The 26,419-nt window shown below is 42.5% G+C and carries 21 protein-coding genes; 14 read left to right on the plus strand and 7 right to left on the minus strand.

What is annotated here, in order from left to right; genetic code table 11:
* Positions 1 to 3 precede the first annotated feature (3 nt).
* A complete protein-coding gene (gene yaaA, locus EL244_RS03320; protein WP_126436384.1) occupies positions 4 to 780 on the minus strand; it encodes a peroxide stress protein YaaA in 777 nt (258 codons plus the stop codon).
* A gap of 366 nt (positions 781 to 1,146) precedes the next feature.
* Here yaaA and tal point away from each other — a divergent pair, with 366 nt between their 5' ends.
* Complete coding sequence (tal, locus tag EL244_RS03325) at positions 1,147 to 2,100, plus strand: transaldolase (RefSeq protein WP_039855672.1); 954 nt, start codon at positions 1,147 to 1,149, stop codon at positions 2,098 to 2,100.
* Positions 2,101 to 2,305: 205 nt separating this feature from the next.
* Positions 2,306 to 2,890, plus strand: coding sequence for a molybdopterin adenylyltransferase (gene mog / locus EL244_RS03330; protein WP_006815852.1), 585 nt, complete (start codon positions 2,306 to 2,308; stop codon positions 2,888 to 2,890).
* A gap of 66 nt (positions 2,891 to 2,956) precedes the next feature.
* Here the strand turns inward: mog and satP are convergent, their stop codons facing one another.
* Complete coding sequence (gene satP, locus EL244_RS03335) at positions 2,957 to 3,523, minus strand: acetate uptake transporter (RefSeq protein ID WP_006815851.1); 567 nt, start codon at positions 3,521 to 3,523, stop codon at positions 2,957 to 2,959.
* A gap of 350 nt (positions 3,524 to 3,873) precedes the next feature.
* Between satP and dnaK the strand changes: the two genes are divergently transcribed.
* Both dnaK and dnaJ read left to right on the plus strand, forming a co-directional pair.
* Positions 3,874 to 5,784 carry a molecular chaperone DnaK gene (gene dnaK, locus EL244_RS03340; protein WP_006815849.1) on the plus strand — a complete coding sequence of 637 codons (1,911 nt, stop codon included), beginning with the start codon at positions 3,874 to 3,876 and terminating at the stop codon, positions 5,782 to 5,784.
* 104 nt (positions 5,785 to 5,888) lie between these two features.
* Positions 5,889 to 7,031 (plus strand): molecular chaperone DnaJ, encoded by a 1,143-nt coding sequence (gene dnaJ, locus EL244_RS03345; RefSeq protein ID WP_006815848.1) that lies wholly within the window; start codon positions 5,889 to 5,891, stop codon positions 7,029 to 7,031.
* 60 nt (positions 7,032 to 7,091) lie between these two features.
* Here dnaJ and EL244_RS03350 read toward each other — a convergent pair whose 3' ends face one another.
* Together EL244_RS03350 and EL244_RS03355 are read right to left on the minus strand one after the other, a co-directional pair.
* Positions 7,092 to 8,480, minus strand: a complete 1,389-nt coding sequence (locus EL244_RS03350; protein ID WP_412033782.1) for an amidohydrolase — start codon at positions 8,478 to 8,480, stop codon at positions 7,092 to 7,094.
* 118 nt (positions 8,481 to 8,598) lie between these two features.
* Complete coding sequence (locus EL244_RS03355; protein WP_006815845.1) at positions 8,599 to 9,447, minus strand: EamA family transporter; 849 nt, start codon at positions 9,445 to 9,447, stop codon at positions 8,599 to 8,601.
* 394 nt (positions 9,448 to 9,841) lie between these two features.
* Between EL244_RS03355 and nhaA the strand changes: the two genes are divergently transcribed.
* Complete coding sequence (gene nhaA, locus EL244_RS03360; RefSeq protein WP_006815844.1) at positions 9,842 to 11,044, plus strand: Na+/H+ antiporter NhaA; 1,203 nt, start codon at positions 9,842 to 9,844, stop codon at positions 11,042 to 11,044.
* Positions 11,045 to 11,204: 160 nt separating this feature from the next.
* On the plus strand, positions 11,205 to 12,128 hold the full coding sequence (nhaR, locus tag EL244_RS03365) for a transcriptional activator NhaR (RefSeq protein WP_126458756.1): 924 nt from the start codon (positions 11,205 to 11,207) through the stop codon (positions 12,126 to 12,128).
* A gap of 51 nt (positions 12,129 to 12,179) precedes the next feature.
* Here the strand turns inward: nhaR and rpsT are convergent, their stop codons facing one another.
* Positions 12,180 to 12,440 (minus strand): 30S ribosomal protein S20, encoded by a 261-nt coding sequence (gene rpsT / locus EL244_RS03370; protein WP_036950300.1) that lies wholly within the window; start codon positions 12,438 to 12,440, stop codon positions 12,180 to 12,182.
* A gap of 599 nt (positions 12,441 to 13,039) precedes the next feature.
* Here rpsT and ribF point away from each other — a divergent pair.
* The 8 genes from ribF (at position 13,040) to carB (ending at position 24,716) form a co-directional block, all read left to right on the plus strand.
* Positions 13,040 to 13,978: a bifunctional riboflavin kinase/FAD synthetase gene (ribF, locus tag EL244_RS03375; protein ID WP_006815840.1), complete on the plus strand. Its 939-nt coding sequence runs from the start codon at positions 13,040 to 13,042 to the stop codon at positions 13,976 to 13,978.
* A 28-nt stretch (positions 13,979 to 14,006) separates the two neighbouring features.
* Positions 14,007 to 16,817, plus strand: coding sequence for an isoleucine--tRNA ligase (gene ileS / locus EL244_RS03380; RefSeq protein ID WP_126458758.1), 2,811 nt, complete (start codon positions 14,007 to 14,009; stop codon positions 16,815 to 16,817).
* Positions 16,817 to 17,320, plus strand: coding sequence for a signal peptidase II (lspA, locus tag EL244_RS03385; protein ID WP_006815838.1), 504 nt, complete (start codon positions 16,817 to 16,819; stop codon positions 17,318 to 17,320). The genes ileS and lspA overlap by 1 nt, the downstream gene beginning before the upstream one ends.
* A gap of 102 nt (positions 17,321 to 17,422) precedes the next feature.
* On the plus strand, positions 17,423 to 17,893 hold the full coding sequence (gene fkpB / locus EL244_RS03390; protein WP_112836171.1) for an FKBP-type peptidyl-prolyl cis-trans isomerase: 471 nt from the start codon (positions 17,423 to 17,425) through the stop codon (positions 17,891 to 17,893).
* Positions 17,874 to 18,827: a 4-hydroxy-3-methylbut-2-enyl diphosphate reductase gene (ispH, locus tag EL244_RS03395; RefSeq protein WP_006815836.1), complete on the plus strand. Its 954-nt coding sequence runs from the start codon at positions 17,874 to 17,876 to the stop codon at positions 18,825 to 18,827. The genes fkpB and ispH overlap by 20 nt, the downstream gene beginning before the upstream one ends.
* Before the next feature lie 220 nt (positions 18,828 to 19,047).
* A complete protein-coding gene (dapB, locus tag EL244_RS03400; protein ID WP_126458761.1) occupies positions 19,048 to 19,869 on the plus strand; it encodes a 4-hydroxy-tetrahydrodipicolinate reductase in 822 nt (273 codons plus the stop codon).
* 446 nt (positions 19,870 to 20,315) lie between these two features.
* Positions 20,316 to 21,479: a glutamine-hydrolyzing carbamoyl-phosphate synthase small subunit gene (gene carA / locus EL244_RS03405; protein WP_115164849.1), complete on the plus strand. Its 1,164-nt coding sequence runs from the start codon at positions 20,316 to 20,318 to the stop codon at positions 21,477 to 21,479.
* A gap of 15 nt (positions 21,480 to 21,494) precedes the next feature.
* Positions 21,495 to 24,716: a carbamoyl-phosphate synthase large subunit gene (gene carB, locus EL244_RS03410; protein ID WP_006815832.1), complete on the plus strand. Its 3,222-nt coding sequence runs from the start codon at positions 21,495 to 21,497 to the stop codon at positions 24,714 to 24,716.
* Positions 24,717 to 24,790: 74 nt separating this feature from the next.
* Here carB and EL244_RS03415 read toward each other — a convergent pair whose 3' ends face one another.
* Positions 24,791 to 25,408: a bifunctional 4-hydroxy-2-oxoglutarate aldolase/2-dehydro-3-deoxy-phosphogluconate aldolase gene (locus tag EL244_RS03415; protein ID WP_112836175.1), complete on the minus strand. Its 618-nt coding sequence runs from the start codon at positions 25,406 to 25,408 to the stop codon at positions 24,791 to 24,793.
* A gap of 23 nt (positions 25,409 to 25,431) precedes the next feature.
* Complete coding sequence (gene kdgK, locus EL244_RS03420; RefSeq protein WP_126458764.1) at positions 25,432 to 26,364, minus strand: 2-dehydro-3-deoxygluconokinase; 933 nt, start codon at positions 26,362 to 26,364, stop codon at positions 25,432 to 25,434.
* Between the last annotated feature and the right edge of the window lie 55 nt (positions 26,365 to 26,419).

Raw genomic sequence — 26,419 nt, forward strand, 5'->3', positions numbered from 1 at the left:
TTATTAGATTTGCTCTGCGCGAGTAAAAACTAGCTCATTGCCTTTAGATTGCTGCTCATCAAACTGATAGCCTTCTAAATTAAAGTCAGATAGCTGTTTTGATTGGGTTAATTTATTTTGGATAATAAAGCGGCTCATCAATCCTCGGGCTTTTTTTGCATAAAAACTGATAACTTTATATTTGCCATTTTTTTCATCCAAAAAGACCGGTTTAATAATTTCGCCGTCTAACTTTTTGGTATTTACAGATTTAAAATATTCATCGGAAGCTAAGTTCACTAGGATATTATCCCCTTGAGCCGCTAATGCTTCATTTAAATGTTGAGTAATTATATTACCCCAGAATTCATATAAATCTTTACCGCGGCTATTTTTAAGGCGAATCCCCATCTCTAAACGATAAGGCTGCATTAAATCCAATGGACGTAAAACACCATATAAACCTGACAACATACGCAAATGTTGCTGAGCAAATTCAAAATCTGCTTGAGAAAAAGTTTCAGCTTGCATGCCAGTATAGACATCGCCTTTAAATGCCAAAATAGCTTGTCGAGCATTCTCAGGGGTAAAGTTGGGTTGCCATTCACCAAAACGTGCCGCATTTAATCCTGCGAGTTTATCGCTGATTTTCATTAAGCTAGCGATATCGGCGGGCGTTAATTTTCGACACTCTTTGATCAACTTTTCAGACTCACTGAGTAATTCGGGTTGAGTATACAACTGAGTAGCGAGTGGGCTTTCGTAGTCTAATGTTTTGGCAGGTGAAATAGTAATCAGCATAACTTGACCCTTGTGAAAGTAGAATTATTGCCTACTGTAGCAAAAAATTAATTAGAATGGTGAATTGCTGCAATAAGTAGATTCCATTTTTATTGTCTGCTCTACTGGTTCAATAAGTTATATGGGCTAAATGGATTCAGTTTTAAATTCTGCTGCGAAAACGATTGCTGATCAAATAGTTGCTTGCCAAGAGATTTCCTCGCTTGCAGCAACTTAGATGCGTGATATTATCATGGGACGGTGCGGCGCTAGCCTCAATTCCTTAATAATACGCAAAGTAGTTTAAGTTGTAGAATGGTGGTTCATAAACGTAGCCAACACCCCTACAACTTGAAATATGACGGGTATAACAACGAGATTAAAGAAATGACCGACAAACTAACCTCCTTACGTAGTCTAACAACTGTTGTTGCCGATACTGGCGACATCGAAGCGATGAAGCTGTACAAGCCACAAGATGCGACAACTAACCCATCGCTAATTTTAAATGCTGCACAAATTCCTGAATACCGTAAATTAATCGATGATGCGGTAGAGTGGGCTCGTAAGCAAAGTGATAATCGTGAACAACAAGTTGTTGATGCTTGCGACAAACTGGCTGTCAATATCGGTCTGGAAATCCTGAAATTAGTTCCGGGTCGTATCTCTACTGAAGTTGATGCGCGTCTTTCTTATGACGAAGAAGCTTGTATTACTAAAGCTCGTCGTTTGATGAAAATGTATAATGAAGCCGGTATCAGCAATGACCGTATTCTGATCAAATTAGCCTCTACTTGGCAGGGTATCCGCGCTGCGGAAAAACTGGAAAAAGAAGGCATTAACTGTAACTTAACGTTATTATTCTCTTTTGCTCAAGCGCGTGCTTGTGCGGAAGCAGGTGTTTACCTGATCTCTCCATTCGTAGGTCGTATCCTAGACTGGTATAAAGCAAATACAGATAAAAAAGAGTACGCTGCTCAAGAAGATCCAGGTGTGGTTTCCGTCACTGAAATCTACAACTATTACAAAGCTCACGGCTACAAAACTGTGGTAATGGGCGCGAGTTTCCGTAACGTTGGTGAAATCATTGAACTGGCAGGTTGTGACCGTCTAACCATCTCTCCAGCCTTGCTGAAAGAGCTGTCTGAGTCACAAGGTGAATTGGTTCGTAAACTGAAAGATGAAGGTAAAACTCAAGAGCCGGGTGCTAAATTGACCGAAGCTGAGTTCTACTGGCAGCACAACCAAGATCCAATGGCAGTGGATAAACTGTCTGACGGTATCCGTAAGTTCGCTGTTGACCAAGAAAAATTAGAAAAGATGATCGCAGCGTTGCTGTAATCGTTCATTTTCTAGAAAACCCAGCTAAATTGGCTGGGTTTTTTTCTGCCTTTTTTTCATTGATTAAACTCTCAATTCCACATTTTCACACAAAAGTCCCGCTGTCAGCTGTTCTCCATCATGGTATGATGCACCGTGTTTATTGTTATTAGCGGGGAATTCCCCTGCTAAATAAACAGTTTCGATAATTAATTTTGAGGTTTGTATGAATGAGTTGCGCATAGGTCTGGTATCGGTTTCTGATCGTGCTTCAGGAGGAATTTATGAAGATAAAGGTATTCCAGCACTGGAAGAGTGGTTGACGAAAACCCTAACCACGCCTTTTCGTATAGAAACCCGTTTGATCCCAGATGAGCAAATCATGATAGAACAAACGTTGTGTGAGCTGGTGGATGAATTTTCCTGTCACTTAGTGCTGACAACTGGCGGAACGGGACCCGCGCGTCGTGATGTCACCCCAGATGCGACATTGGCTATTGCTGACCGTGAAATGCCTGGCTTTGGTGAACAGATGCGCCAGATTAGCCTAAAATTCGTACCAACGGCTATTTTATCTCGCCAAGTCGGCGTGATCCGCAATCAGTCACTGATTTTAAACTTACCGGGGCAGCCAAAAGCAATTGCTGAAACCTTGGAAGGGCTTAAAGATAAAGAAGGGAATGTCGTGGTATCCGGTATTTTCGCGAGTGTGCCATACTGCATCCAACTCTTGGATGGTCCATATATCGAGACTGACCCGGCAATTGTTAAAGCATTCAGACCTAAATCTGCAATACGTACTGCGGAATAATATCTAGCTAAAAAATCAGGCGGATTTTTGCCCGCCTGATAGTGTCAACAGTATAGAGTCTATTAATTAGCTACGTTGACCAATTGGCAAAATCGTTTTGCCATATTGCTCATTTAAAATTTCTGCCATTGCTAAATAAAATGCACTCGCACCACAAATAATCCCTTCATAACCAGCGAATTGTAACAGTGCCGCATTGTTAGTCAGATTACCGATCGCTAATAGTGCAAATAGCACGGTTAGGCTGCCGAAGACAAATTGCAGCACTAAATTAGCTTTAAAGGTACCTAAAAACATAAAGAAGGTAAAAACTCCCCAAAGCAGCAGGAATATCCCTAAAAATGCGGGGTCAGTTGCTTCTGCTAAACCCATGGTTGGTAAAAACAATAAACCAACTAAAGCAATCCAGAAAAAGCCATAAGAGGTAAATGCGGTTGCGCCAAAAGTATTTCCTTTCTTATATTCAATAAGTCCAGCGATCACTTGGGCAATACCACCGTAAAAAATTCCCATACTTAAAATAACGGATGATAGAGGGAAAAAGCCTGCGTTGTGGATGTTCAGCAGGATTGTTGTCATACCAAAGCCCAATAAACCAAGTGGGCCTGGATTGGCAAGCGAACTAGATTGCATATAACCTCTGGTAAAATTTTTAAAAATCAAATAGATATGATGAGTGTTTGAAATCCCATAGTATGGGGACGCGCATGATACTCAGTTTTAATTGTCGAAACAATGATCGAAAGACTGGTTTTTTTGTATTAAATGTAAAAATTTTTTAATCCCCCCCCTTGATGAATGAATTTGTGACCCCATCTTTATGTCATCAACAGTTATCAATCCGAATTATTGTGAGTTGCAAAAAAATTAAGGTTACAAAAAAATCAAGGTTGAAGTAAAAACTCCCTTGAAAATGAAATATTGAGCCTTATATAGATTGATATCGAAATTAATTAAAAAGAATTCCTTTGGAGGCGTTTGATATGGGTAAAATTATTGGTATCGACTTAGGTACAACTAACTCATGCGTTGCAATTATGGATGGTACTACTGCGCGTGTTCTTGAGAACAGTGAAGGCGATAGAACTACTCCTTCCATCATCGCTTATACACAGGATGGTGAAATTTTAGTTGGTCAGCCAGCAAAACGTCAGGCTGTGACTAACCCAGAAAATACATTATTTGCGATCAAACGTTTAATTGGTCGTCGTTTCCAAGATGAAGAAGTTCAGCGTGACGTGTCTATCATGCCATATAAAATCATCGCAGCAGATAATGGCGATGCATGGTTAGATGTGAAAGGGCAAAAAATGGCTCCGCCACAAGTTTCAGCTGAAGTTCTGAAAAAAATGAAGAAAACCGCGGAAGACTATCTGGGCGAACCAGTGACTGAAGCAGTAATTACTGTTCCTGCTTACTTTAACGATGCTCAGCGTCAAGCAACAAAAGATGCGGGTCGTATCGCAGGTTTAGAAGTAAAACGTATCATCAACGAACCAACCGCTGCTGCACTGGCTTATGGTTTAGATAGAGAAGTTGGCAACCGTACTATCGCGGTTTACGACTTAGGTGGTGGTACATTTGACTTATCAATCATCGAAATCGATGAAGTTGATGGCGAAAAAACGTATGAAGTTCTGGCAACCAACGGTGATACTCACTTAGGTGGTGAAGACTTTGATACTCGTTTAATCAACTATTTAGTTGAAGAGTTTAAGAAAGAACAAGGTTTTGATCTGCGCAATGATCCACTGGCAATGCAACGTCTGAAAGAAGCTGCTGAAAAAGCAAAAATTGAGCTGTCTTCTGCTCAACAAACAGACGTTAACCTGCCATACATCACTGCAGATGCGTCAGGTCCAAAACACATGAATATCAAAGTGACCCGTGCAAAACTGGAGTCACTGGTAGAAGATTTAGTTAAACGTTCTATGGAGCCAGTTAAAGTTGCTCTGCAGGACGCTGGCTTAAGCGTAGGCGACATCAACGACGTTATCTTAGTTGGTGGTCAGACTCGTATGCCAATGGTACAAAAAGCGGTTGCTGATTTCTTCGGCAAAGAACCACGTAAAGATGTTAACCCTGATGAAGCGGTAGCGATTGGTGCGGCTGTACAAGGTGGTGTTTTAGCGGGTGATGTTAAAGACGTTCTGTTACTTGACGTAACTCCACTGTCTTTAGGTATCGAAACCATGGGTGGCGTGATGACTTCGTTAATTTCGAAAAATACCACCATCCCAACAAAACATAGCCAAGTGTTCTCAACCGCAGAAGATAACCAAGCAGCAGTAACTATTCATGTGTTGCAAGGTGAACGTAAACGTGCGGCAGATAACAAATCGTTGGGTCAGTTTAACTTAGATGGCATTCAAGCAGCTCCACGCGGTATGCCTCAAATCGAAGTCACATTCGATATCGATGCTGATGGTATCTTGCACGTTTCTGCAAAAGACAAAAATAGTGGTCGTGAGCAGAATATCACCATCAAGGCATCTTCTGGTCTGAACGAAGAAGAAATTGCGAAAATGGTTCGTGATGCAGAAGCGAATGCTGAAGCAGACCGTAAATTTGAAGAGTTAGTACAGACTCGTAACCAAGCAGACCAACTGATTCACGGTACTCGTAAACAAATCGAAGAGGCGGGCGATAAATTACCAGCTGAAGATAAAGCGAACATCGAAAAAGCAACTTCTGAACTAGAAGTCGCGACTAAAGGTGAAGATAAAGCAGATATCGAAGCGAAAATCCAAGCGCTAGTAACTGCATCAGCTAAACTTTTAGAAATTGCACAGCAGCAAGCTCAAGCGGGCGGCGCAGCGGGTGCAGATGCTAAAAAAGATGACGATGTCGTCGACGCTGAATTCGAAGAAGTTAACGATAAAGACAAAAAATAAGGCCCTTAGCGGGCGCAGTGACTATCGAAAATAATGGTTACTGATACCGGACACGGGCGTTGAGGGAACTCTGCGCCCGTGTCTGCATGTTAAGGGAAAAATAAATGGCTAAAAGAGACTTTTATGAGGTTTTAGGCCTCGAAAGAAATGCGACAGATAAAGACATTAAGCGAGCGTATAAGCGCTTAGCAATGAAACATCATCCTGACCGTAATCAGGATAATAAAGATGAATCTGAAGCTAAATTTAAAGAGATAAAAGAAGCTTACGAAATTCTATCCGACGAGCAAAAACGTGCGGCTTATGACCAATATGGGCATGCGGCATTTGAGCAAGGCGGCATGGGTGGCGGCGGTGGCGGTTTCGGCGGCGGCGACTTCAATAGTGATATTTTTGGTGACATCTTCGGTGATATTTTTGGAGGCGGTCGCAGACAACAACGCCAAAGCCGTGGTTCAGATCTACAATACAACATGGAACTGACTCTTGAAGAAGCAGTCCGTGGAGTGACCAAAGAGATCCGTATCCCAACATTAGAAAGTTGTGATGTATGCCATGGTAGTGGTGCAAAACCGGGAACTAGCGCTGATACGTGTTCAACTTGTCACGGTATGGGACAAGTTCATATGCGCCAAGGTTTCTTCTCGGTACAGCAACCTTGCCCAACTTGTCACGGTCGTGGAAAAGTTATCAAAGATCCGTGCAACAAATGCCATGGTCAAGGGCGTGTTGAAAAATACAAAACCTTGTCTGTTAAAATCCCTGCGGGAGTTGATACCGGTGACCGCGTTCGCTTATCTGGTGAGGGTGAAGCTGGCGCAAATGGAGCACCTGCGGGAGATTTATTTGTTCAGATGCATGTATTGCCTCACGATATTTTTGAACGTGATGGTAATAACTTGCACTGTGAAGTTCCAATTAACTTCGCAGTAGCGGCACTGGGCGGTGAAATTGAAGTGCCAACTCTTGATGGACGCGTGAAGCTGAAAATCCCTGCCGAAACTCAAACAGGCAAGACCTTCCGTATGAAAGGTAAGGGTGTGAAATCAGTACGTGGTGGTATGCAAGGTGACTTGATGTGCCACATTGTCGTTGAAACACCCGTTAAACTGAATGAGAAACAGAAAGAGTTACTCAAAGAGTTTGGCGAATCATTAGGCGGTACGGGTGGTGAGAAAAACAGCCCCCGCTCAAAACGCTTTTTAGATGGTGTAAAAAAATTCTTTGATGATTTAACCAGTAAATAATTGGTTTATCATTAAGTACAGATAATGGCTGATCCTGCGAAAAACGGGATCAGCCTTTTTTTATTTCACACTTTCGCCACTTGCAATGACGGCTTGGCGAACGTTATCAGCAAACTGCTGAGCATCTTTGATAATGTTTTTTTCGTCCACGGTAAGAACGTTACGTTCTTCCATTAAAATATTTCCATCTACAATGGTATGGCGAACATTAGAGCCATTAGCACCATACACGAGAGCTGCATATGGGCTGTACATCGGTACCATATTTGGGGATTTAGTATCGACAACAATAATGTCAGCTAATTTACCGATTTCGAGCGAACCTAATTTATCTTCCATATGAATAGCTTTGGCTGATCCTTTAGTTGCCAGCTCAACAACGGTAATCGGTGGCATGGCCGATCTATCTTTATTTTCGAGCTTATGAATTTTCCCGACAAGGTTAAGTTCATTCATGGTAGTTAAGGTGTTGCTAGACATAGGCCCATCGGTGCCTAAGCCTACGCGAATCCCTTTTTCTAACATACGTGTGACAGGGGAAACTCCTTTGGCTGACTTAGTGTTTGCACTGATATTATGAGCGACTCCAACATCATACTGTTTTAATAAATCGAGATCTTTTTCATCCACCATAATGGCATGAGCTGCAATGACTTTATTGTTCAAGGCACCGATATCCGCCATATATTGAACTGGGCTTTTTCCTCCAGTGCGCTTTGCTATTTCTTCTTGCTCTCTATCGGTTTCGGCTAAGTGGATCATGACAGGAACATTAAGCTCTTGGGATAATTTCGCAATTTTTTGTAAGTGCTCAGTGGTATTAGTATACGGCGCATGTGGTGCAAAAGCGGGGGTGATCCGAGAGTGATCTTTATATTGCTGAATAAAATTGACGGCATAATTGATACCTTCATCTGCATTTTTAGCATCAGCAACTGGGAATTTAATCACTGACTCACCAAGAATGGCGCGCAAGCCAATTTTATCGACGGTTTTGGCAACTTCATCTTCAAAATAATACATATCCACATAGGTAGTTACGCCCCCTTTTACCATTTCGACGTTAGCTAAATTAGCCCCAATTCGAACCATATCTCGGGAAACCATTTTGCTTTCTAATGGAAATATATATCGATGTAAACGGTCAGGAACATCATCAGCTAATGATCGAAAAACGGTCATCGAGGCGTGGGTATGGGTATTGATTAGCCCAGGCATGACTATATCTCCAGCCACATTTAATTGTTTTTTAGCGGTATATTGGCTGGCTAACTCAGGGCCTCCAACGGCAACAATCTTATTTTTATTAATAACGACCGTACCTTGTTCAATGACTTGATTATTTTTGTCCATGGTGAGCACGGTGCCATCAACAATCATTAAATCTGCGGGTGTTGGCGCAATTGTAGGTACGGAAAATGCGGACAAAGGCGTTGCTACAATAGACATGGCAATTAAGGATCTTAAAAGGGACATTCTCACCTCATAATTAAATGACAATAAACGCTAAATTTCTCGAACGACGATAAATGATTCTAACAAGAAAATTGATTTTCCAGTGATGATATTAACTGGCTAATTTAGCGAGTAAAACGCCAAGTAAAATAACAATACAAGCGAAGACTCGCATTAAATTAAATTTCTCTTTGAGAAACACAATAGAAAGAAACATAGCAAATAACACACTGGTTTCCCGAATTGCAGCAACCAAGACGATGGGGGCTTGGCTCATCGCCCAAATAGCGATTCCATAGCTGATTAGCTGCATTAACCCACCTAATAACCCGGAACGCCAGTATTGCTGAAACCCATCTAATAATGAACTGCGGTATTTAATGGCACCGGGAACAGCAAGAATGAGTCCATTAAGTAAAAATAACCACAAAGTATAGGTGACAGGATCTTGGCTGGCTCTTGCTCCATATCCATCCGATAGGGTATAGCAGGCAGTGAAAAATGCGGTACATAAAGCAAAAACAAGGGCTTTCCCTTTAATATTTAAGGAAAATTTCCTACCAGCAAAGGCAATAGCCACCACGCCGGAAATAATCAATAGAATTCCTACAAAACTTAAAATGGGTAGAACTTCATGAAAGAGAACAACACTCAATAGCGCAGTAATTAAAGGTGCTGACCCCCTAGATATGGGATATATCTGGCTGAGGTCTCCATGGTTATAAGCTTGACTTAAAAAGTAGATATAACCGAGATGAAAAAGAACGGATAGAACAAGCCATGGAACTGCTTCTGGGGCTGGTAACCCAAACCAAAAGAGTGCAGGGATAGTGAGTATGCCGGAAAAAACGGCAATCATCACCAAGCCAAAAAAGCGGTCATTACCAAATTTAACGAGAGCATTCCAGCTTGCATGGCAAAAAGCGGCGAGCAGCACAGAAATCAGAATAGATAAGGACATAATATAAACAGAGAGCCGATGGACTAACAATCCATTCAGTATTCATTAATTCGATTTTTTTGTGAAGCTTAAGCTCTTCGATATTGAACTTTGATTCTATTTTTGCGAAGCGCTTCGAAAACAAAAATAAACGATTATTTTTACTGTTCAAAAATTGATACCGTCTTATTAGTCCCTAAAAAAATTGAATTTTTAAAGCGCTTTACTAAGTAAATTTATTGTTTGTTTTTAGAATAATTGTCTATAGTGAAATTAACGATTTATTATCATTTGCTGTGATCTTAAATACTAATGATTCGGAAAAAACGATCATTAATGCATAAATAAACGATTTTTTACGAATTAATGATTAGCATACTATTAACATTCAAAAACATTTTTTGAGGTTATACATATGACAGCAATTATTCGTAAATTTTTAAAATTAGAAGCAGCAGGAGGGCTACTCCTGATTATTGCTGCCATAGTCGCATTGATAATGGCTAATTCGCCATTACAAGGGGCTTACCAGCAATTTTTAGATATTCCGGTAGCAATTAAAATATCTTCACTAGAATTAGATAAGCCATTAATTTTATGGATTAATGATTTCCTTATGGCAGTTTTTTTCTTAGTTGTTGGTCTTGAAGTAAAGCGTGAATTATTGGAAGGATCCCTCGCGGGGCGTGACCAAGCGATATTTCCAGCTATTGCAGCTTTAGGTGGAATGTTGGCACCGGCATTAGTTTATCTTGCATTTAATGGTGCAGATGACGTAACTCGTCAAGGTTGGGCAATTCCAGCTGCAACGGATATTGCATTTGCACTGGGTGTGATGGCGCTATTAGGTAAAAGAGTACCAACTCAATTAAAAGTGTTTCTACTGGCGTTAGCGATTATTGATGACCTAGGTGTTATCGTAATTATTGCGTTCTTTTATACAAATTCGGTCTCCATGATTGCGTTGGGACTGGCGGCATTATGTGTGGCGATCCTGATTTTGATGAACTGGCGTCGAGTGGAAAATACGGCGGCTTATCTTGTCATTGGGCTTATCTTATGGGTATGTATCTTGAAGTCAGGTGTACATGCTACGTTAGCGGGTGTGATCGTCGGTTTCTTAATTCCATTGCGTGGAACGAATGGTACTAAACCTTCAGAAGAACTGGAGCACATGCTTCACCCTTGGGTGGTTTATTTAATTTTACCGATATTCGCATTTGCCAATTCAGGTGTTCAACTGAATGGAGTGACTTTTGATGGATTAATGAGTCCATTACCTTTAGGCGTTGCTGCTGGGTTAATTTTCGGCAAACCGATCGGTATTTTCTTATTTAGTTGGATTTCGGTAAAAGTAGGATTGGCGAAATTACCGGAGTCGATTAACTTGAAGCAAGTATTCGCAGTATCTGTACTTTGTGGGATCGGTTTTACCATGTCTATATTTATCACTGGTCTAGCCTTTGAAGGGTTAGATGAGGTGTATAGTACATACTCTAGACTGGGAATTTTAATTGGGTCTACCACTGCGGCATTGTTAGGCTATGTGATGTTAAGGATTGTCTTGCCAAAACCAAAGGTGACTCAATCAGATGATGAATTAACATCTAAAGCGTAATTATTAGTAAGAATTTCCGAGTCAATCATCTATGATATACCCGTGGTATAAGTACTTTACTGCGGGTATTTTAACTTTATAACTCCTGAATGATGGGAACAGGTAAATCGTATGGTCAGTATGTACTACGACAATTATTGGCGATACAAAAGGAATCGATATGCGGATTTCACATCTAAATTTTAACCATCTTTACTATTTTTGGCATGTCTGTAAAGAAGGTTCTGTCGTTGGGGCAGCAGAAGCACTTTATCTGACTCCACAAACTATCACAGGGCAGATAAAAGCCCTTGAAGAGCGTTTGGGCGGTAAATTGTTTAAACGCCAAGGGCGTGGTTTAGTACCTTCAGAACTAGGGCAATTGATTTTCCGTTATGCGGATAAAATGTTTATGCTCAGCCAAGAGATGCTCGATATCGTTAACTATAGTCGGGAATCTAACCTATTGTTTGATGTGGGCGTTGCTGATGCATTATCGAAACGTTTGGTGAGTCGAGTATTAGAAACGGCAGTTGTGGAACATGAGCAAATTCATTTGCGCTGTTTTGAATCGACCCATGAACTCCTACTGGAGCAGCTTAGCCAACATAAATTGGATATGATTTTATCTGACTGCCCAGTGGACTCTTCACAGCAAGAAGGGCTGTTCTCGGTTAAATTAGGGGAGTGTAGCGTCAGCTTTTTCTGTCGTCAGCCTGTGCCGAAGAAACCTTTCCCAGAATGTCTTGAAGAGCGTCGACTATTAATTCCGGGGCGCCGTTCTATGCTAGGTCGTCACCTGCTAACGTGGATACGTAATCAAAACTTACAAGTTGAAGTACTTGGCGAATTTGATGATGCGGCGCTAATGAAAGCATTTGGGATGTATCACAATGCAATATTTGTTGCACCATCTTTATATGCATTGGATATTTTTGCAGACAATGAAGTTGAGGAAATAGGGCGGTTAGACAGCGTAAAAGAAGAGTATTATGTGATTTTTGCCGAAAGAATGATCCAACATCCGGCGGTACAACGAGTCTGTAATAAAGACTTCTCTGATTTGTTCTCAACACCTTTTGATAGTCTCGAACAAAAAGTCTAGCAGACAAAAAAACCGGCCTAAGCCGGTTTTTTTAGTAATCAAGAAGCGAAATTACATTGCTTTGATTTGAGCAACTAAGTTAGCTTTATGACGTGCTGCTTTGTTTTTGTGGATCAAGCCTTTACTAGCATGGCGATCAACAAGCGGTTGCATGTCATTGAATGCTTTCTGTGCAGCTTCTTTATCGCCAGCAGCGATAGCAAGGTAAACTTTCTTGATAAAAGTACGTACCATAGAGCGACGGCTAGCATTGTGCTGGCGACGTTTCTCTGACTGAACGGCACGTTTCTTAGCTGATTTGATATTAGCCAAGGTCCAACTCCCAAATGTATTCTATGAGGACAATTCAAAGGTCGAGGAATATGCCCTGTCGCCCTTCATTTGTCAATGGATTTGTGCAAATAAACATCGTGTACTTCGATGTCAACATGCGTTGTGAATGGTGCAAGATTCTATCAGTAAATATTAGAAGAATACAGATCTTAGCATGAAAAAAAGCATAATTGATGGCAGATAATGCAAATCATTTTTGGTGAATAAATTTTTTTAGGGATATCAATCGGTCAACAAGCTCGAATTTACCCATATTTTGCCTGTTTTTTGTACTGCGCATGGTTTCAAGTAAAATCGCTGAGGATAAAACGATAAAAATTGAATATTTTTAGAGACCTCAGCGGAAATTTGTTGTATTGATAACCCACTGGTTATCCCAACTTTTTGATATCCCACTCTACTCAGATGTGATTAGTGAGCCCGCCTCGTGCGAATGCTGGCTGAACAGTGTAAAATCATTTGATTAAATAGTGTAGAAATCAAAAAAATAGGGTTTAATGAAAGCTTTTACGAACTTAGGTTAACCTTATGCGTCGTACAAGGTATAATCCTGCAATTTCCTCGGTATTGAGCCTGTTATGGAGCTAATTCGCGGTATACAGAATATCCGCTCGTACCATCATGGTTGCGTGCTGACTATTGGTAATTTTGATGGTGTTCATCGCGGACACCAAGTGTTACTTCAAAATTTGAAGCTCAAAGGCAAGCAGTTAGGACTACCGACTGTTGTGATGATTTTCGAGCCACAACCTCTTGAGTTTTTTACAGGGGATAAGGCGCCTGCTCGATTAACTCGCCTGAGAGATAAAGTAAAATACCTTGCTGATAGCGGGGTGGATTACCTATTGTGTGTCGAGTTTAACCAGCATTTTGCTTCACTAACACCTGAAGCTTTCGTGTCTGACTTACTGGTCGACAAACTTGGGGTTAAATACCTTGCGATTGGTGATGATTTTAGATTCGGAAAAAATCGCATGGGAGATTTCACCTTTTTGCAGCAAGCAGGTGAAAGGCTCGGCTTTGAGGTTGCAGATACTGAAAGCTTCTGTGATTCAGGTATACGCATTAGCAGTACGGCAATTCGCAAAGCGATCCAAGAAAATAACCTCGTATTAGCCGAAAATTTATTAGGTCATACGTACTGCATTAGCGGTCGTGTTGTTCATGGTAATCAACTTGGTCGCACGATAGGTTTTCCGACAGCAAACCTACCGTTAAAACGTTTAGTCACACCAGTGACTGGCGTGTATGCTGTAGAAGTTCATGGTTTAGGCGATAAGCCTCTACCGGGTGTGGCAAATATTGGTACACGCCCAACGGTATCTGGAAAAGGTACCCAGTTAGAAGTCCATCTTATTGATGCCAACATGGATCTATATGGGCGTCATATTGACGTAGTGTTACGTAAAAAATTACGTGATGAACAGCGGTTTGCTTCCCTAGACGCGCTGAAGGAGCAAATTGCTAATGATGTAGTTGCCGCAAGGGAATACCTCGCAGCAATTGGAATCAGATAATTTAGCGGAAAATTGGAACTGAGAATCGATGAGTGACTATAAAAATACCCTGAATCTACCAGAAACAGGGTTCCCAATGCGTGGCGATCTCGCTAAACGCGAACCACAGATGTTAGAGCGCTGGTACAAAGAAGGTTTGTATCAGGCAATCCGTAAAGCAAAATCGGGCAAGAAGACGTTTATTCTGCACGACGGTCCTCCGTATGCGAACGGCAGTATTCATATTGGTCACTCAGTAAACAAAATTCTCAAAGATATTATTATTAAATCCAAAGGGCTGGCGGGCTTTGATTCCCCATACATCCCTGGTTGGGATTGCCATGGCTTACCTATTGAACACAAAGTTGAACAAATCGTAGGTAAACCAGGGGAGAAAGTTTCCGCCGCTGAATTTCGTGCAAAATGCCGTGAATATGCCAAAGAGCAAATTGAAGGGCAAAAAGCTGATTTTATCCGTTTAGGTGTGCTAGGTGAGTGGGACAAACCTTACTTGACCATGGATTTTAAAACCGAAGCGAACATCATCCGTGCACTGGCGAAAACTGTTGCAAATGGTCACTTAGTGAAAGGTGCAAAACCCGTTCACTGGTGTACAGCATGTGGTTCTTCATTGGCTGAAGCGGAAGTCGAGTATTACGACAAAACATCTCCATCTATCTATGTTCGCTTCCCTGCGGTAGATAGCAAAGCGGTATGCGAAAAATTTGGTGTTGCTAGTGATAAAGTCCCATCTTTAGTTATCTGGACGACAACGCCTTGGACCTTGCCAGCAAACCGCGCGATCTCGTTGAATCCAGAATTCAAATACTCTCTGGTGGATGCCAATGGTGATTTAGTCATTCTGGCAACTGATCTTGTTGAAGATGTGATGAAAACGGTCGGTATTGAGTCATGGACTGTATTGGGTGAATGTGAAGGCCGCGCATTAGAATTATTGCGCTTTGAACATCCATTTATGGGCTTTGATGTACCTGCAATTTTAGGCGAGCACGTAACGTTAGATGCGGGTACTGGTGCGGTTCATACTGCGCCGGGTCATGGCCCTGAAGACTATGTAGTCGGTCAAAAATATGGTTTAGAAACCGCAAACCCAGTGGGTCCAGATGGTTGTTTCTTACCCAATACCTACCCAACATTAGATGGCTTATTTATTTTTAAAGCCAACGATGTGGTGCTGGATATTTTAAATGAGAAAGGCTTACTGATGTACAAAAAAGCTATTTCTCACAGCTACCCATGTTGCTGGCGCCACAAAACGCCCGTTATTTTCCGTGCGACACCACAATGGTTTATCGGCATGGATAAAAACGGTTTGCGTAAACAATCTCTGAAAGAAATTGATATCGTTCAGTGGATCCCAGGTTGGGGTCGCGCACGTATTGAATCAATGGTTGAAAACCGCCCGGATTGGTGTATTTCTCGTCAACGTACTTGGGGTACCCCAATGTCGTTATTCGTACACAAAGACACCGAAGAACTGCACCCACGCACCTTAGAGTTAATGGAAGAGGTTGCTAAGCGTGTTGAAGTCGATGGTATTCAAGCATGGTGGGATCTTGACGCTGCTGAGTTGTTAGGCGCAGATGTGGAAAGCTATCGCAAAGTTCCAGATACGTTGGACGTATGGTTCGATTCAGGATCGACCCACTTTGCTGTGGTTGATGCGCGTCCAGAATTCCACGGGAATTCTGCAGATATGTATCTGGAAGGTTCAGACCAGCATCGCGGCTGGTTCATGTCTTCATTGATGCTGTCTACCGCGATGAAAGGTAAAGCGCCTTATCGCCAAGTATTGACTCATGGTTTCACTGTAGATGGCCAAGGCCGTAAGATGTCTAAGTCTTTAGGCAACACCGTGAGCCCACAAGAAGTCATGAACAAACTGGGTGCGGATATCTTACGTCTTTGGGTTGCATCAACAGATTATACTGGCGAAATCGCCGTTTCTGATGAAATCTTAAAACGTGCAGCAGATTCTTACCGCCGTATTCGTAACACCGCACGTTTCTTACTGGCAAACTTAAATGGTTTCAATCCAGAAACTGATATGGTGAAACCAGAAGATATGGTGGTGTTAGATCGTTGGGCGGTAGGTCGTGCGCTTGAGGCTCAAAAAGAGATTACAAAAGCGTATGATGAGTATGATTTCTTAGGCGTTATCCAACGTTTAATGCATTTCTGTTCGATCGAAATGGGCTCATTCTACCTCGATATTATCAAAGACCGTCAGTACACTGCGAAAAGTGATGGCTTAGCTCGTCGTAGCTGCCAGACGGCACTGTTCCATATCGTGGAAGCGTTAGTTCGTTGGATCGCGCCAGTTCTGTCCTTCACATCGGATGAAATCTGGAGAGAATTGCCAGGTAAGCGTTCACAGTTTGTTCTCACTGAAGAATGGTACGACGCTTTATTTGGTTTAGATGCATCTGAAGCGATGAATGATAACTTCTGGGCTGATTTATTAGCGGTTCGTGACGAAGTGAACAAGGTTCTGGAACAAGCGCGTACAGATAAACACATTGGTGGTTCTCTGGAAGCCTCTGTGACCTTATACGCAGATCCAGAACTGGCTGCGAAGCTGAATAGTTTAGGTGATGAACTGCGTTTCGCATTGCTAACATCTCAAGCGAATGTTGCTGATATTGCAACGGCTCCAGCAGATGCACAGCAGAGCGAACTGAAAGGTCTGAAAATTACCTTTAATAAAGCAGCGGGTGAAAAATGCCCTCGTTGCTGGCACTATGCTAGTGATATTGGTGCAGTGGCTGAACAACCAGATATTTGTGGTCGCTGTGTGACTAACGTAGCCGGTAACGGTGAATTGCGTAAGTTTGCTTAATGAAAACACCTATTTGTTCTACGGGTTTGCGTTGGCTGTGGCTAACGGTTGTGATTATCATCGCAGATTTAGGAATTAAGCATTTAGTCTTAAAAGACCTTGTTCTGTATGAAGCACATCCAGTGATTCCGTTTTTTAACATTATGTATGCTCAAAACTTTGGAGCAGCATTTAGTTTTCTGGCGGATAAAGGCGGCTGGCAACGTTGGTTCTTTGCTGGAATTGCGATTGCGATTTCTATCATCTTAATGGTGATGATGTATCGTCAAAGTGTTAAAAAACGCCTCAGCAACATTGCTTATGCATTGATTATCGGGGGAGCAATCGGTAATTTATTTGACCGACTCGTCCATGGCTTTGTTGTCGATTATATTGATTTTTATGTTGGCGACTGGCATTGGCCGACTTTCAATCTAGCGGATATGGCGATTTGTATTGGCGCAGCATTAGTCATATTTGAAGGCTTTTTGCCTGAGAAACCCAAGCAAGAAGACACCAAATAGAGCAGATAGCGCGATAGGTTACTAAAAACCTGATATTGCACATTAATAATCACAGCCCGGATATAGCCGGGCTGAATTTTATGACAGAAAATAGGTTTAGATATGTCTACTCAAATACAGCCGCAGAGTTCTGTTTTACTGCATTTCACATTGAAATTGGAAGACGGCTCAACGGCGGATTCTTCTCTTGCACAAGGAAAACCTGCGTTATTTGTCCTCGGCAATGATTCTCTATCCCCCGAATTGGAAGCGCAATTAATTGGGCTTTCAGTTGGTGACAAGAAGACATTCTCTTTGGCTGGGGATACGGTATTTGGGAAGCATAATCCAGATCTAATGCAATACTTTTCATTACGTGATTTTATGGATACAGGCATTCCTGAAATTGGCACTATCATGCTGTTTACTTCAATGAATGGCAGTGAAATGCCGGGTGTTGTAAAGTCCATTGAAGGGGAATCTATTACGGTTGATTTTAACCATCCACTGGCTGAACAGCAGATTACGTTTGAAATTGAAGTTATCGAAATAGACCCACAATTGGAGAGTCAACATGCAAATATTAATGGCTAATCCTCGTGGATTTTGTGCGGGTGTTGACCGTGCAATCAGTATTGTTGAGCGTGCGTTAGAAATTTATGGCGCACCAATTTATGTGCGCCATGAAGTGGTACATAACCGCTATGTGGTGGATGATTTACGTCAGCGCGGCGCTATTTTCATTGAAGATATTTCAGAAGTCCCAGACGGCTCGATTTTAATCTTCTCTGCTCACGGCGTTTCTCAAGCGATCCGCCAAGAAGCTCGTTCACGTGATTTAACCATGTTGTTTGATGCTACTTGCCCATTAGTGACAAAAGTCCATATGGAAGTGGCAAGAGCGAGCCGTAAAGGCAAAGAAGCCATTTTAATTGGGCATGCGGGTCACCCAGAAGTCGAAGGCACCATGGGGCAATACAGTAACCCTGAAGGGGGAATGTATCTCGTGGAAAGCCCTGACGATGTTTGGCATTTACAGGTAAAAGATGAAAATAACCTGTGTTTTATGACCCAAACCACGCTTTCGGTGGATGATACCTCCGATGTGATCGACGCTTTAACTCGCCGTTTCCCGAACATTGTCGGACCACGCAAAGATGATATTTGCTATGCAACGACTAACCGCCAAGAAGCGGCGCGTGAGTTAGCTGAAAAAGCGGATATCGTTCTGGTTGTGGGATCGAAAAACTCCTCGAATTCTAACCGTTTGGCAGAGCTAGCATCCCGAATGGGAAAAGCGGCTTTCTTAATTGACGGTGCAGAAGATATCCAGACTGACTGGTTAGTGGGTAAGCAAATTATTGGCTTAACAGCAGGGGCATCCGCGCCAGATATTTTAGTTCGCCAAGTTATTGATCGTTTGAAAGCGTTAGGTGCTGATTCTGTTGTCGAGCTGCAAGGGCGCGAAGAGAATATCGTATTTGAAGTACCGAAAGAGTTACGCGTCGACGTCAAAGAAATTAGCTAATTTAAAAAATTAATAAAGTGATAGCCATTGTTAAGCATGGCTATCACGCTCTATTTCCTCATTTTATCCCCTACGATACAAATTTTTCTGATAATCATTTCCCTTTCTACGCTTTTATTAATACCCCCTGATTATTGCTGGCGTCTCGATACAAGATTCTTTAAGGTGTAACTATGATTTAGTCTTAGTTATCGCCCAATTTATTATTCAAGGATCAAAAATGGCAGATTCAATGGTACGTGTTGCGATTGTCGGTGCAGGTGGTCGTATGGGACGCCAATTAATTCAGGCAGTGCAAGAACAAGAAGGTGTTCAATTAGGCGCGGCTCTTGAGCGTGAAGGCTCATCGCTAATAGGAACAGATGCGGGGGAATTGGCGGGTATCGGTCAAGTCGGAATTAAGGTTGTCGGTGGGCTAGATTCTGTCGTTGATGACTTTGATGTTTTGATTGATTTCACACGTCCCGAAGGCACATTACAACATTTAGCATTTTGCAAAACACACCAAAAAGGCATGGTAATTGGTACAACAGGGTTTGATGAACAAGGCAAGCAAGCCATTGCTGATGCAGCAAAAGTTATTCCGATTGTGTTCGCTGCCAACTTCAGTGTTGGTGTGAACTTGGTGCTGAAATTACTGGAAAAAGCCGCAAAAGTGATGGGAAATTACACCGATATTGAAATTATAGAGGCACACCATCGCCATAAAGTTGATGCTCCATCAGGAACAGCATTAGCGATGGGTGAATCCATTGCTGATGCATTAGGTAAAGATCTCAAAGAGTGCGCCGTTTATACACGAGAAGGCTATACCGGAGAGCGCGAACCGGGCACGATTGGTTTTGCTACTGTACGTGCTGGTGATATTGTTGGTGAGCATACGGCGATGTTTGCTGATATTGGTGAGCGTGTAGAGATAAGCCATAAGGCTTCTAGCCGTATGACGTTTGCTAAAGGTGCAATTAAAGCATCTTCATGGGTTAGCGCTAAAAATAATGGGTTATATAATATGAAAGATGTCTTAAATCTTGATGTTTTATAATTTTATTCAAATAAAAATCATAATAAAATCAAGCATCATTATTTAATGATGCTTTTTTTTAAGTGCTATTAATTTATTTTTTATTGAGTTTATTATTTATTGTTGTTTTGTGTTTTATTTCCATTGTTTTTCATTGAAAATTTAACTTTGGATTCACTTCTGACTGCGTTATCATCATTTTTAACTTTTCTTTGCTATTAATCGTTTGCTTTTCTACCTATGAATAGTTATTTCATTGCCTTCTCGACTAAAAAGTAGGTAATAAAGTAAAAAAGTAAGGTAAATGTGAAAAAAAAGCATTTTTTTCTAGACAAGACCCTATCTCATCATTAGAATGCGCGCAATTTGCCAAAAATCTGCTTAAAAACTCATTTTGGCATTGATTTAGATCGCAAAATCTGAATTAATATGCAAAAAACGTGATTGATTATTCTCCGGAGGGTGTTTTGATTAAGTCAGCTATATTGGTTCTGGAAGACGGAACCCAATTCCACGGGCGCGCCATAGGTGCTGAAGGGGCCGCTATTGGAGAAGTCGTTTTCAATACTTCAATGACCGGATATCAAGAAATAATTACCGACCCTTCCTATTCCCGCCAAATTGTTACTCTCACTTATCCCCATATTGGTAATGTCGGCACTAATGCTGATGACGAAGAATCTCCTAAAGTACATGCTCAAGGCCTCATCATTCGTGACTTACCATTAATCTACAGTAACTTTCGTGGTCAGGAAGGATTGTCTGAATATCTGAAACGTCACAATGTGGTGGCTATTGCAGATATCGACACGCGTAAATTAACCCGCCTGTTGAGAGAAAAAGGTGCGCAAAATGGTTGCATCATTGCCGGTGACAATCCTGATGTCGCATTAGCGTTAGAAAAAGCGCGTAGCTTCACGGGATTAAATGGTCTGGATTTAGCCAAAGAAGTCTGCACTAAAGAAATTTATAGCTGGACTCAACGCTCTTGGAATCTAGATGAAGGGCAACCCGCAGCAACGAAGGCCGATGAATTACCATTACATGTTGTTGCTTATGATTTTGGTGCCAAACGTAATATTCTGCGCATGTTAGTTGACCGTGGTTGCCGCTTGACGGTGGTTCCTGCAACGACTCCAGCAGAAACCGTTTTAGCCATGAACCCAGATGGTATTTTCTTATCTAACGGCCCAGGCGACCCAGCACCTTGTGACTATGCCATTAATGCCATTCAAGAGTTTCTGAAGACTGAGATTCCGGTATTCGGAATCTGTTTAGGTCACCAATTACTGGCGTTAGCCAGCGGTGCTAACACGGTGAAAATGAAGTTTGGTCACCATGGCGCCAACCACCCAGTTAAAGATTTAGACAAAGATGTTGTGATGATCACCGCTCAAAACCACGGTTTTGCGGTAGATGAGTCGACATTACCCGATACATTACGTGTGACGCATAAATCTCTGTTTGATGGAACCTTGCAAGGTATCCACCGCACAGATAAACCTGCATTCAGTTTCCAAGGTCACCCAGAAGCGAGTTCTGGTCCTCATGATGCAGCCGGTCTTTTTGACCACTTCATTGATTTAATAAATGAATATCGTCAAAACACACCACGTCAAAACGCAAAATAATCGGGGAGCAGAGAAATGGCAAAACGTACAGATATAAAAAGCATTCTGATCTTAGGTGCGGGTCCAATTGTTATCGGTCAAGCATGTGAATTTGACTACTCTGGTGCACAAGCGTGTAAAGCGCTGAGAGAAGAAGGTTACCGAGTTATTTTGGTGAACTCTAACCCTGCTACCATCATGACTGACCCTGAAATGGCAGATGCTACCTACATCGAACCGATTCACTGGGAAGTCGTACGCAAAATTATTGAAAAAGAGCGCCCAGATGCGGTATTACCGACCATGGGAGGGCAAACAGCCCTAAACTGTGCGCTGGAACTTGAGCGTAAAGGTGTACTGGCTGAATTTGGCGTCACCATGATTGGTGCGACAGCCGATGCGATTGATAAAGCTGAAGACCGTCAACGCTTCGATAAAGCGATGAAAAAAATTGGCTTAGGCACTGCGCGTTCAGGTATTGCCCACACAATGGAAGAAGCTTATGCCGTCGCTGACGACGTTGGCTTCCCTTGTATTATCCGTCCATCATTTACCATGGGTGGAAGTGGCGGCGGTATCGCCTATAACCGTGAAGAGTTTGAAGAAATTTGTACTCGCGGTTTAGATTTATCTCCAACCAACGAATTATTAATCGATGAGTCGCTGATTGGCTGGAAAGAGTATGAAATGGAAGTTGTCCGCGATAAAAAAGACAACTGCATTATCGTCTGCTCCATTGAAAACTTTGATGCGATGGGGATCCACACTGGCGACTCTATCACCGTAGCGCCTGCGCAAACGCTGACTGATAAAGAATACCAAATCATGCGTGATGCCTCGATGGCAGTATTGCGTGAGATTGGGGTAGAGACTGGTGGTTCTAACGTTCAATTTGCGGTTAACCCAAAAGATGGTCGCTTAATTGTTATCGAAATGAACCCTCGCGTATCTCGCTCATCAGCACTAGCATCAAAAGCAACGGGCTTCCCAATTGCTAAAATTGCCGCGAAACTGGCAGTGGGCTACACCCTCGATGAGTTAATGAATGACATTACGGGTGGCCGTACCCCAGCATCATTTGAGCCATCAATCGACTATGTTGTGACAAAAATCCCTCGCTTTAACTTCGAAAAATTTGCAGGTAGCAACGACCGTCTAACCACGCAAATGAAATCGGTTGGTGAAGTGATGGCGATTGGCCGTACTTTCCAAGAATCCATGCAAAAAGCACTGCGTGGCTTGGAAGTGGGCGCAACAGGTTTCGACCCGAAAGTGAGCCAAGATGACCCTGAATCATTAACTCGCATTCGTCGTGAATTGAAAGATGCTGGCTCTGACCGTATTTGGTACATCGCGGATGCATTCCGCGCTGGCTTATCGGTCGACGGTATTTTTAACCTGACCAATATCGACCGCTGGTTCTTAGTGCAAATCGAAGAGCTGGTACGTTTAGAAAATGAAGTGGCAGAGCTAGGCATTAATGGCCTGAACAAAGAATTTTTACGCCACCTAAAACGTAAAGGTTTCGCGGATGCACGTTTAGCGAGCTTAGTGGGTGTTTCTGAAACGGAACTACGTAAATTACGCCAAGGCTATGATTTACACCCAGTCTATAAGCGAGTGGATACCTGTGCCGCTGAATTTGCCACAGATACCGCGTATATGTATTCCACTTATGAAGAAGAGTGTGAATCCAACCCGAATAACGACAAGCCAAAAATCATGGTGTTAGGCGGTGGTCCAAACCGTATCGGTCAAGGTATCGAATTTGACTACTGCTGCGTACATGCTTCTCTAGCACTGCGTGAAGATGGTTACGAAACCATCATGGTGAACTGTAACCCAGAAACAGTCTCTACCGACTACGACACTTCAGACCGCTTATATTTTGAATCGGTAACGCTGGAAGATGTACTAGAAATCGTCCGCATCGAACAGCCTCAAGGCGTGATTGTCCAGTATGGTGGACAGACACCACTGAAATTAGCGCGTGCGCTGGAAGCGGCGGGAGTTCCTATCATTGGAACTAGCCCAGATGCTATCGACCGTGCAGAAGACCGTGAACGTTTCCAACAAGCCGTTAACCGCTTAAACTTGAAGCAGCCAAAAAATGCGACGGTAGCAACCATCGAACAGGCTGTAGAAAAAGCAGCAGGCATCGGTTATCCGCTGGTGGTTCGCCCATCTTATGTCCTCGGTGGCCGTGCAATGGAAATCGTCTATGACGAAGTTGACCTGCGTCGTTACTTCCAAAATGCAGTGAGCGTTTCTAACGATGCGCCAGTCTTACTCGACCGTTTCCTTGATGATGCGATTGAAGTGGATGTTGATGCTATCTGTGACGGCGAAATGGTACTGATTGGCGGCATTATGGAGCACATTGAACAAGCGGGCGTTCACTCTGGTGACTCGGCCTGTTCACTGCCAGCTTATACATTAAGCCAAGAAATTCAGGATGTGATGCGTGAACAAGTGCGTAATCTTGCCTTTGAATTACGTGTTCGCGGCTTGATGAACGTCCAATTCGCAGTGAAAAATAACGAAGTTTATCTGATTGAAGTGAACCCTCGCGCAGCCAGAACAGTTCCATTTGTATCTAAAGCAACGGGTGTTCCTTTAGCGAAAGTTGCTGCTCGTGTGATGGCGGGTCAAACACTGACTCAGCAAGGTGTCACCGAAGAAGTCATTCCGCCTTACTACTCCGTGAAAGAAGTGGTTCTGCCATTTAACAAGTTCCAAGGTGTTGACCCAATCCTAGGACCTGAAATGCGCTCTACGGGTGAAGTCATGGGCGTTGGTCGCACATTCGCAGAAGCATTTGCGAAGGCGATGTTAGGCAGCAGCTCCACCATGAAGAAATCAGGTCGCGCACTGTTATCGGTTCGTGAAGGGGATAAAACTCGCGTTGTGGATTTAGCAGCTAAATTGCTGAAACATGGCTTTGAGCTGGATGCAACTCACGGAACGGCGATTGTTCTGGGTGAAGCGGGTATTAACCCTCGCTTGGTTAACAAGGTGCATGAAGGTCGTCCGCACATTCAAGACAGAATCAAAAACGGTGAGTATGACTACATCGTGAACACCACGGCAGGTCGCCAAGCGATTGAAGATTCAAAACTCATTCGCGGCAGCGCACTTCGCTACAAAGTTCACTATGATACAACGCTCAATGGCGGTTTCGCGACGGCACTATCATTAAGCGCAGACCCAACCGATAAAGTGATTTCTGTTCAAGAGATGCACGCATTAATTAAGTAATCATTGAGTTAATAATGAGCAGCCCCAGTAATGTTATCGCTACTGGGGCTTTTTTATCATGTTAATAATGTGGATTAAATGTTCGCCGCCTCAGCGATAAGCTTACCGAGTTCTTCCCACTGTTCATTATCGACTAAATCAGCCGGAACCATCCAAGACCCACCACAGACAATGACTGAAGATAATGAATTATATTGGTGGATATTTTCTGTATTAATTCCCCCTGTAGGCATAAAACGAACGGGATAAACCGTCCCTAAAGCCTTGAGCATCGATACACCGCCTGAAGCTTCCGCTGGAAAGAATTTTAATGTGGTTAGATTAAATTCAAGAGCTTGTTCAACTAAGCTCGGGTTATTCACGCCGGGGATGATGGGGATATTTTTTTGTTGGCAGTAGCTAACAATTTTAGGGTTAAACCCCGGACTAACAATAAAATCGACACCGGCATCAATAGCAAGATCAACTTGTTGGGTCGTTAAAATAGTACCTGCGGCAATCAGTAAATCTGGATAGGCGGCTCGCATATTTTTAATTGCATCAACGGCAGCATCAGTACGGAAAGTGACTTCGGCACAAGGTAAACCATTTTCCATTAATGCTTTGGCAATTGGAGTGCCGTGCTTAGCATGATTGATAGTGATTACGGGAACGACGCTGAGTGCGGTTAATTTTTCAATGAGTTGGTTCATTGGGTATCCTTTTTATCTTTTGCTCAGTCAATAGTTGGCATTGCATCTAGTGGAATGATAGCGCCCCGGTGTTGGATAACTGTTCCGGCTAATAAATGCCCCATTTTTGCGGCTTCATCAGGGGATGAGCCGAGAATTCGACTGGCTAAATATCCTGCACTAAATGAGTCCCCCGCCGCGGTTGTATCAATGATGTGGTCAATTTGATTGGCTGCAATGCTAATGCAGTGGTTATCAATGATGACGAAACAATCATCCCCTCCGCGTTTAATCACAATTTCTGGTACCCCATATTGTTGTGTACGGGCGATAGTGTCATTTTCATGAGTATCACCATAGAGAGATTTTTCATCATCAAAGGTCAGAAAAGCGATATCTGTAAGATGGAGAATTTGCTGATAAGCTTGCTGGGCAATGTTGGGAGATTGCCAAAGAGTAGGGCGATAATTATTATCAAATATAATTTTTGCGCCCTGTTGTTTGGCTATTTTGAGCATCGTTAATAAACATTGACGCGGTTCCTCGGGTAAAATTGCCAAGCTAATACCGCTCAGATAAATATAATTTTGCTGGTTAAGCCGCTGCTGAGTTTGTTCTTGGGTGCGATCATTGAGCCAAAACTTCGCCGCAGAATTATCTCTCCAATAGAAAAAACGTCGCTCACCATCGGGGGACGTTTCAATTAAATACATACCAGGCAGTGCTTTTTCAGAAAGAAAAACATCTTCTGTATTTATCCCTTCTTTTTCCCAACTCTCAATCATTTGTTGGCTAAAGGGATCTTTTCCTAATCCGGTGAGATAGCGCGTTACGACACCATGATCTTTCGTTAAACGGGAAAGATACAATGCAGTATTGAGAGTATCCCCACCAAAACTTTGTTTGTATAATTCACCTGATTTCTGTAACTCAACCATACATTCGCCGATAACCGCGACTTGCTGATGTGTACTCATTTTTATCACCTGCGTGATGACGATCCATCGTTGATCGTGAATTTTTATGAATTAA

The sequence above is a fragment of the Providencia rustigianii genome (assembly GCF_900637755.1).
Taxonomy (GTDB): Bacteria; Pseudomonadota; Gammaproteobacteria; order Enterobacterales; family Enterobacteriaceae; genus Providencia; species Providencia rustigianii.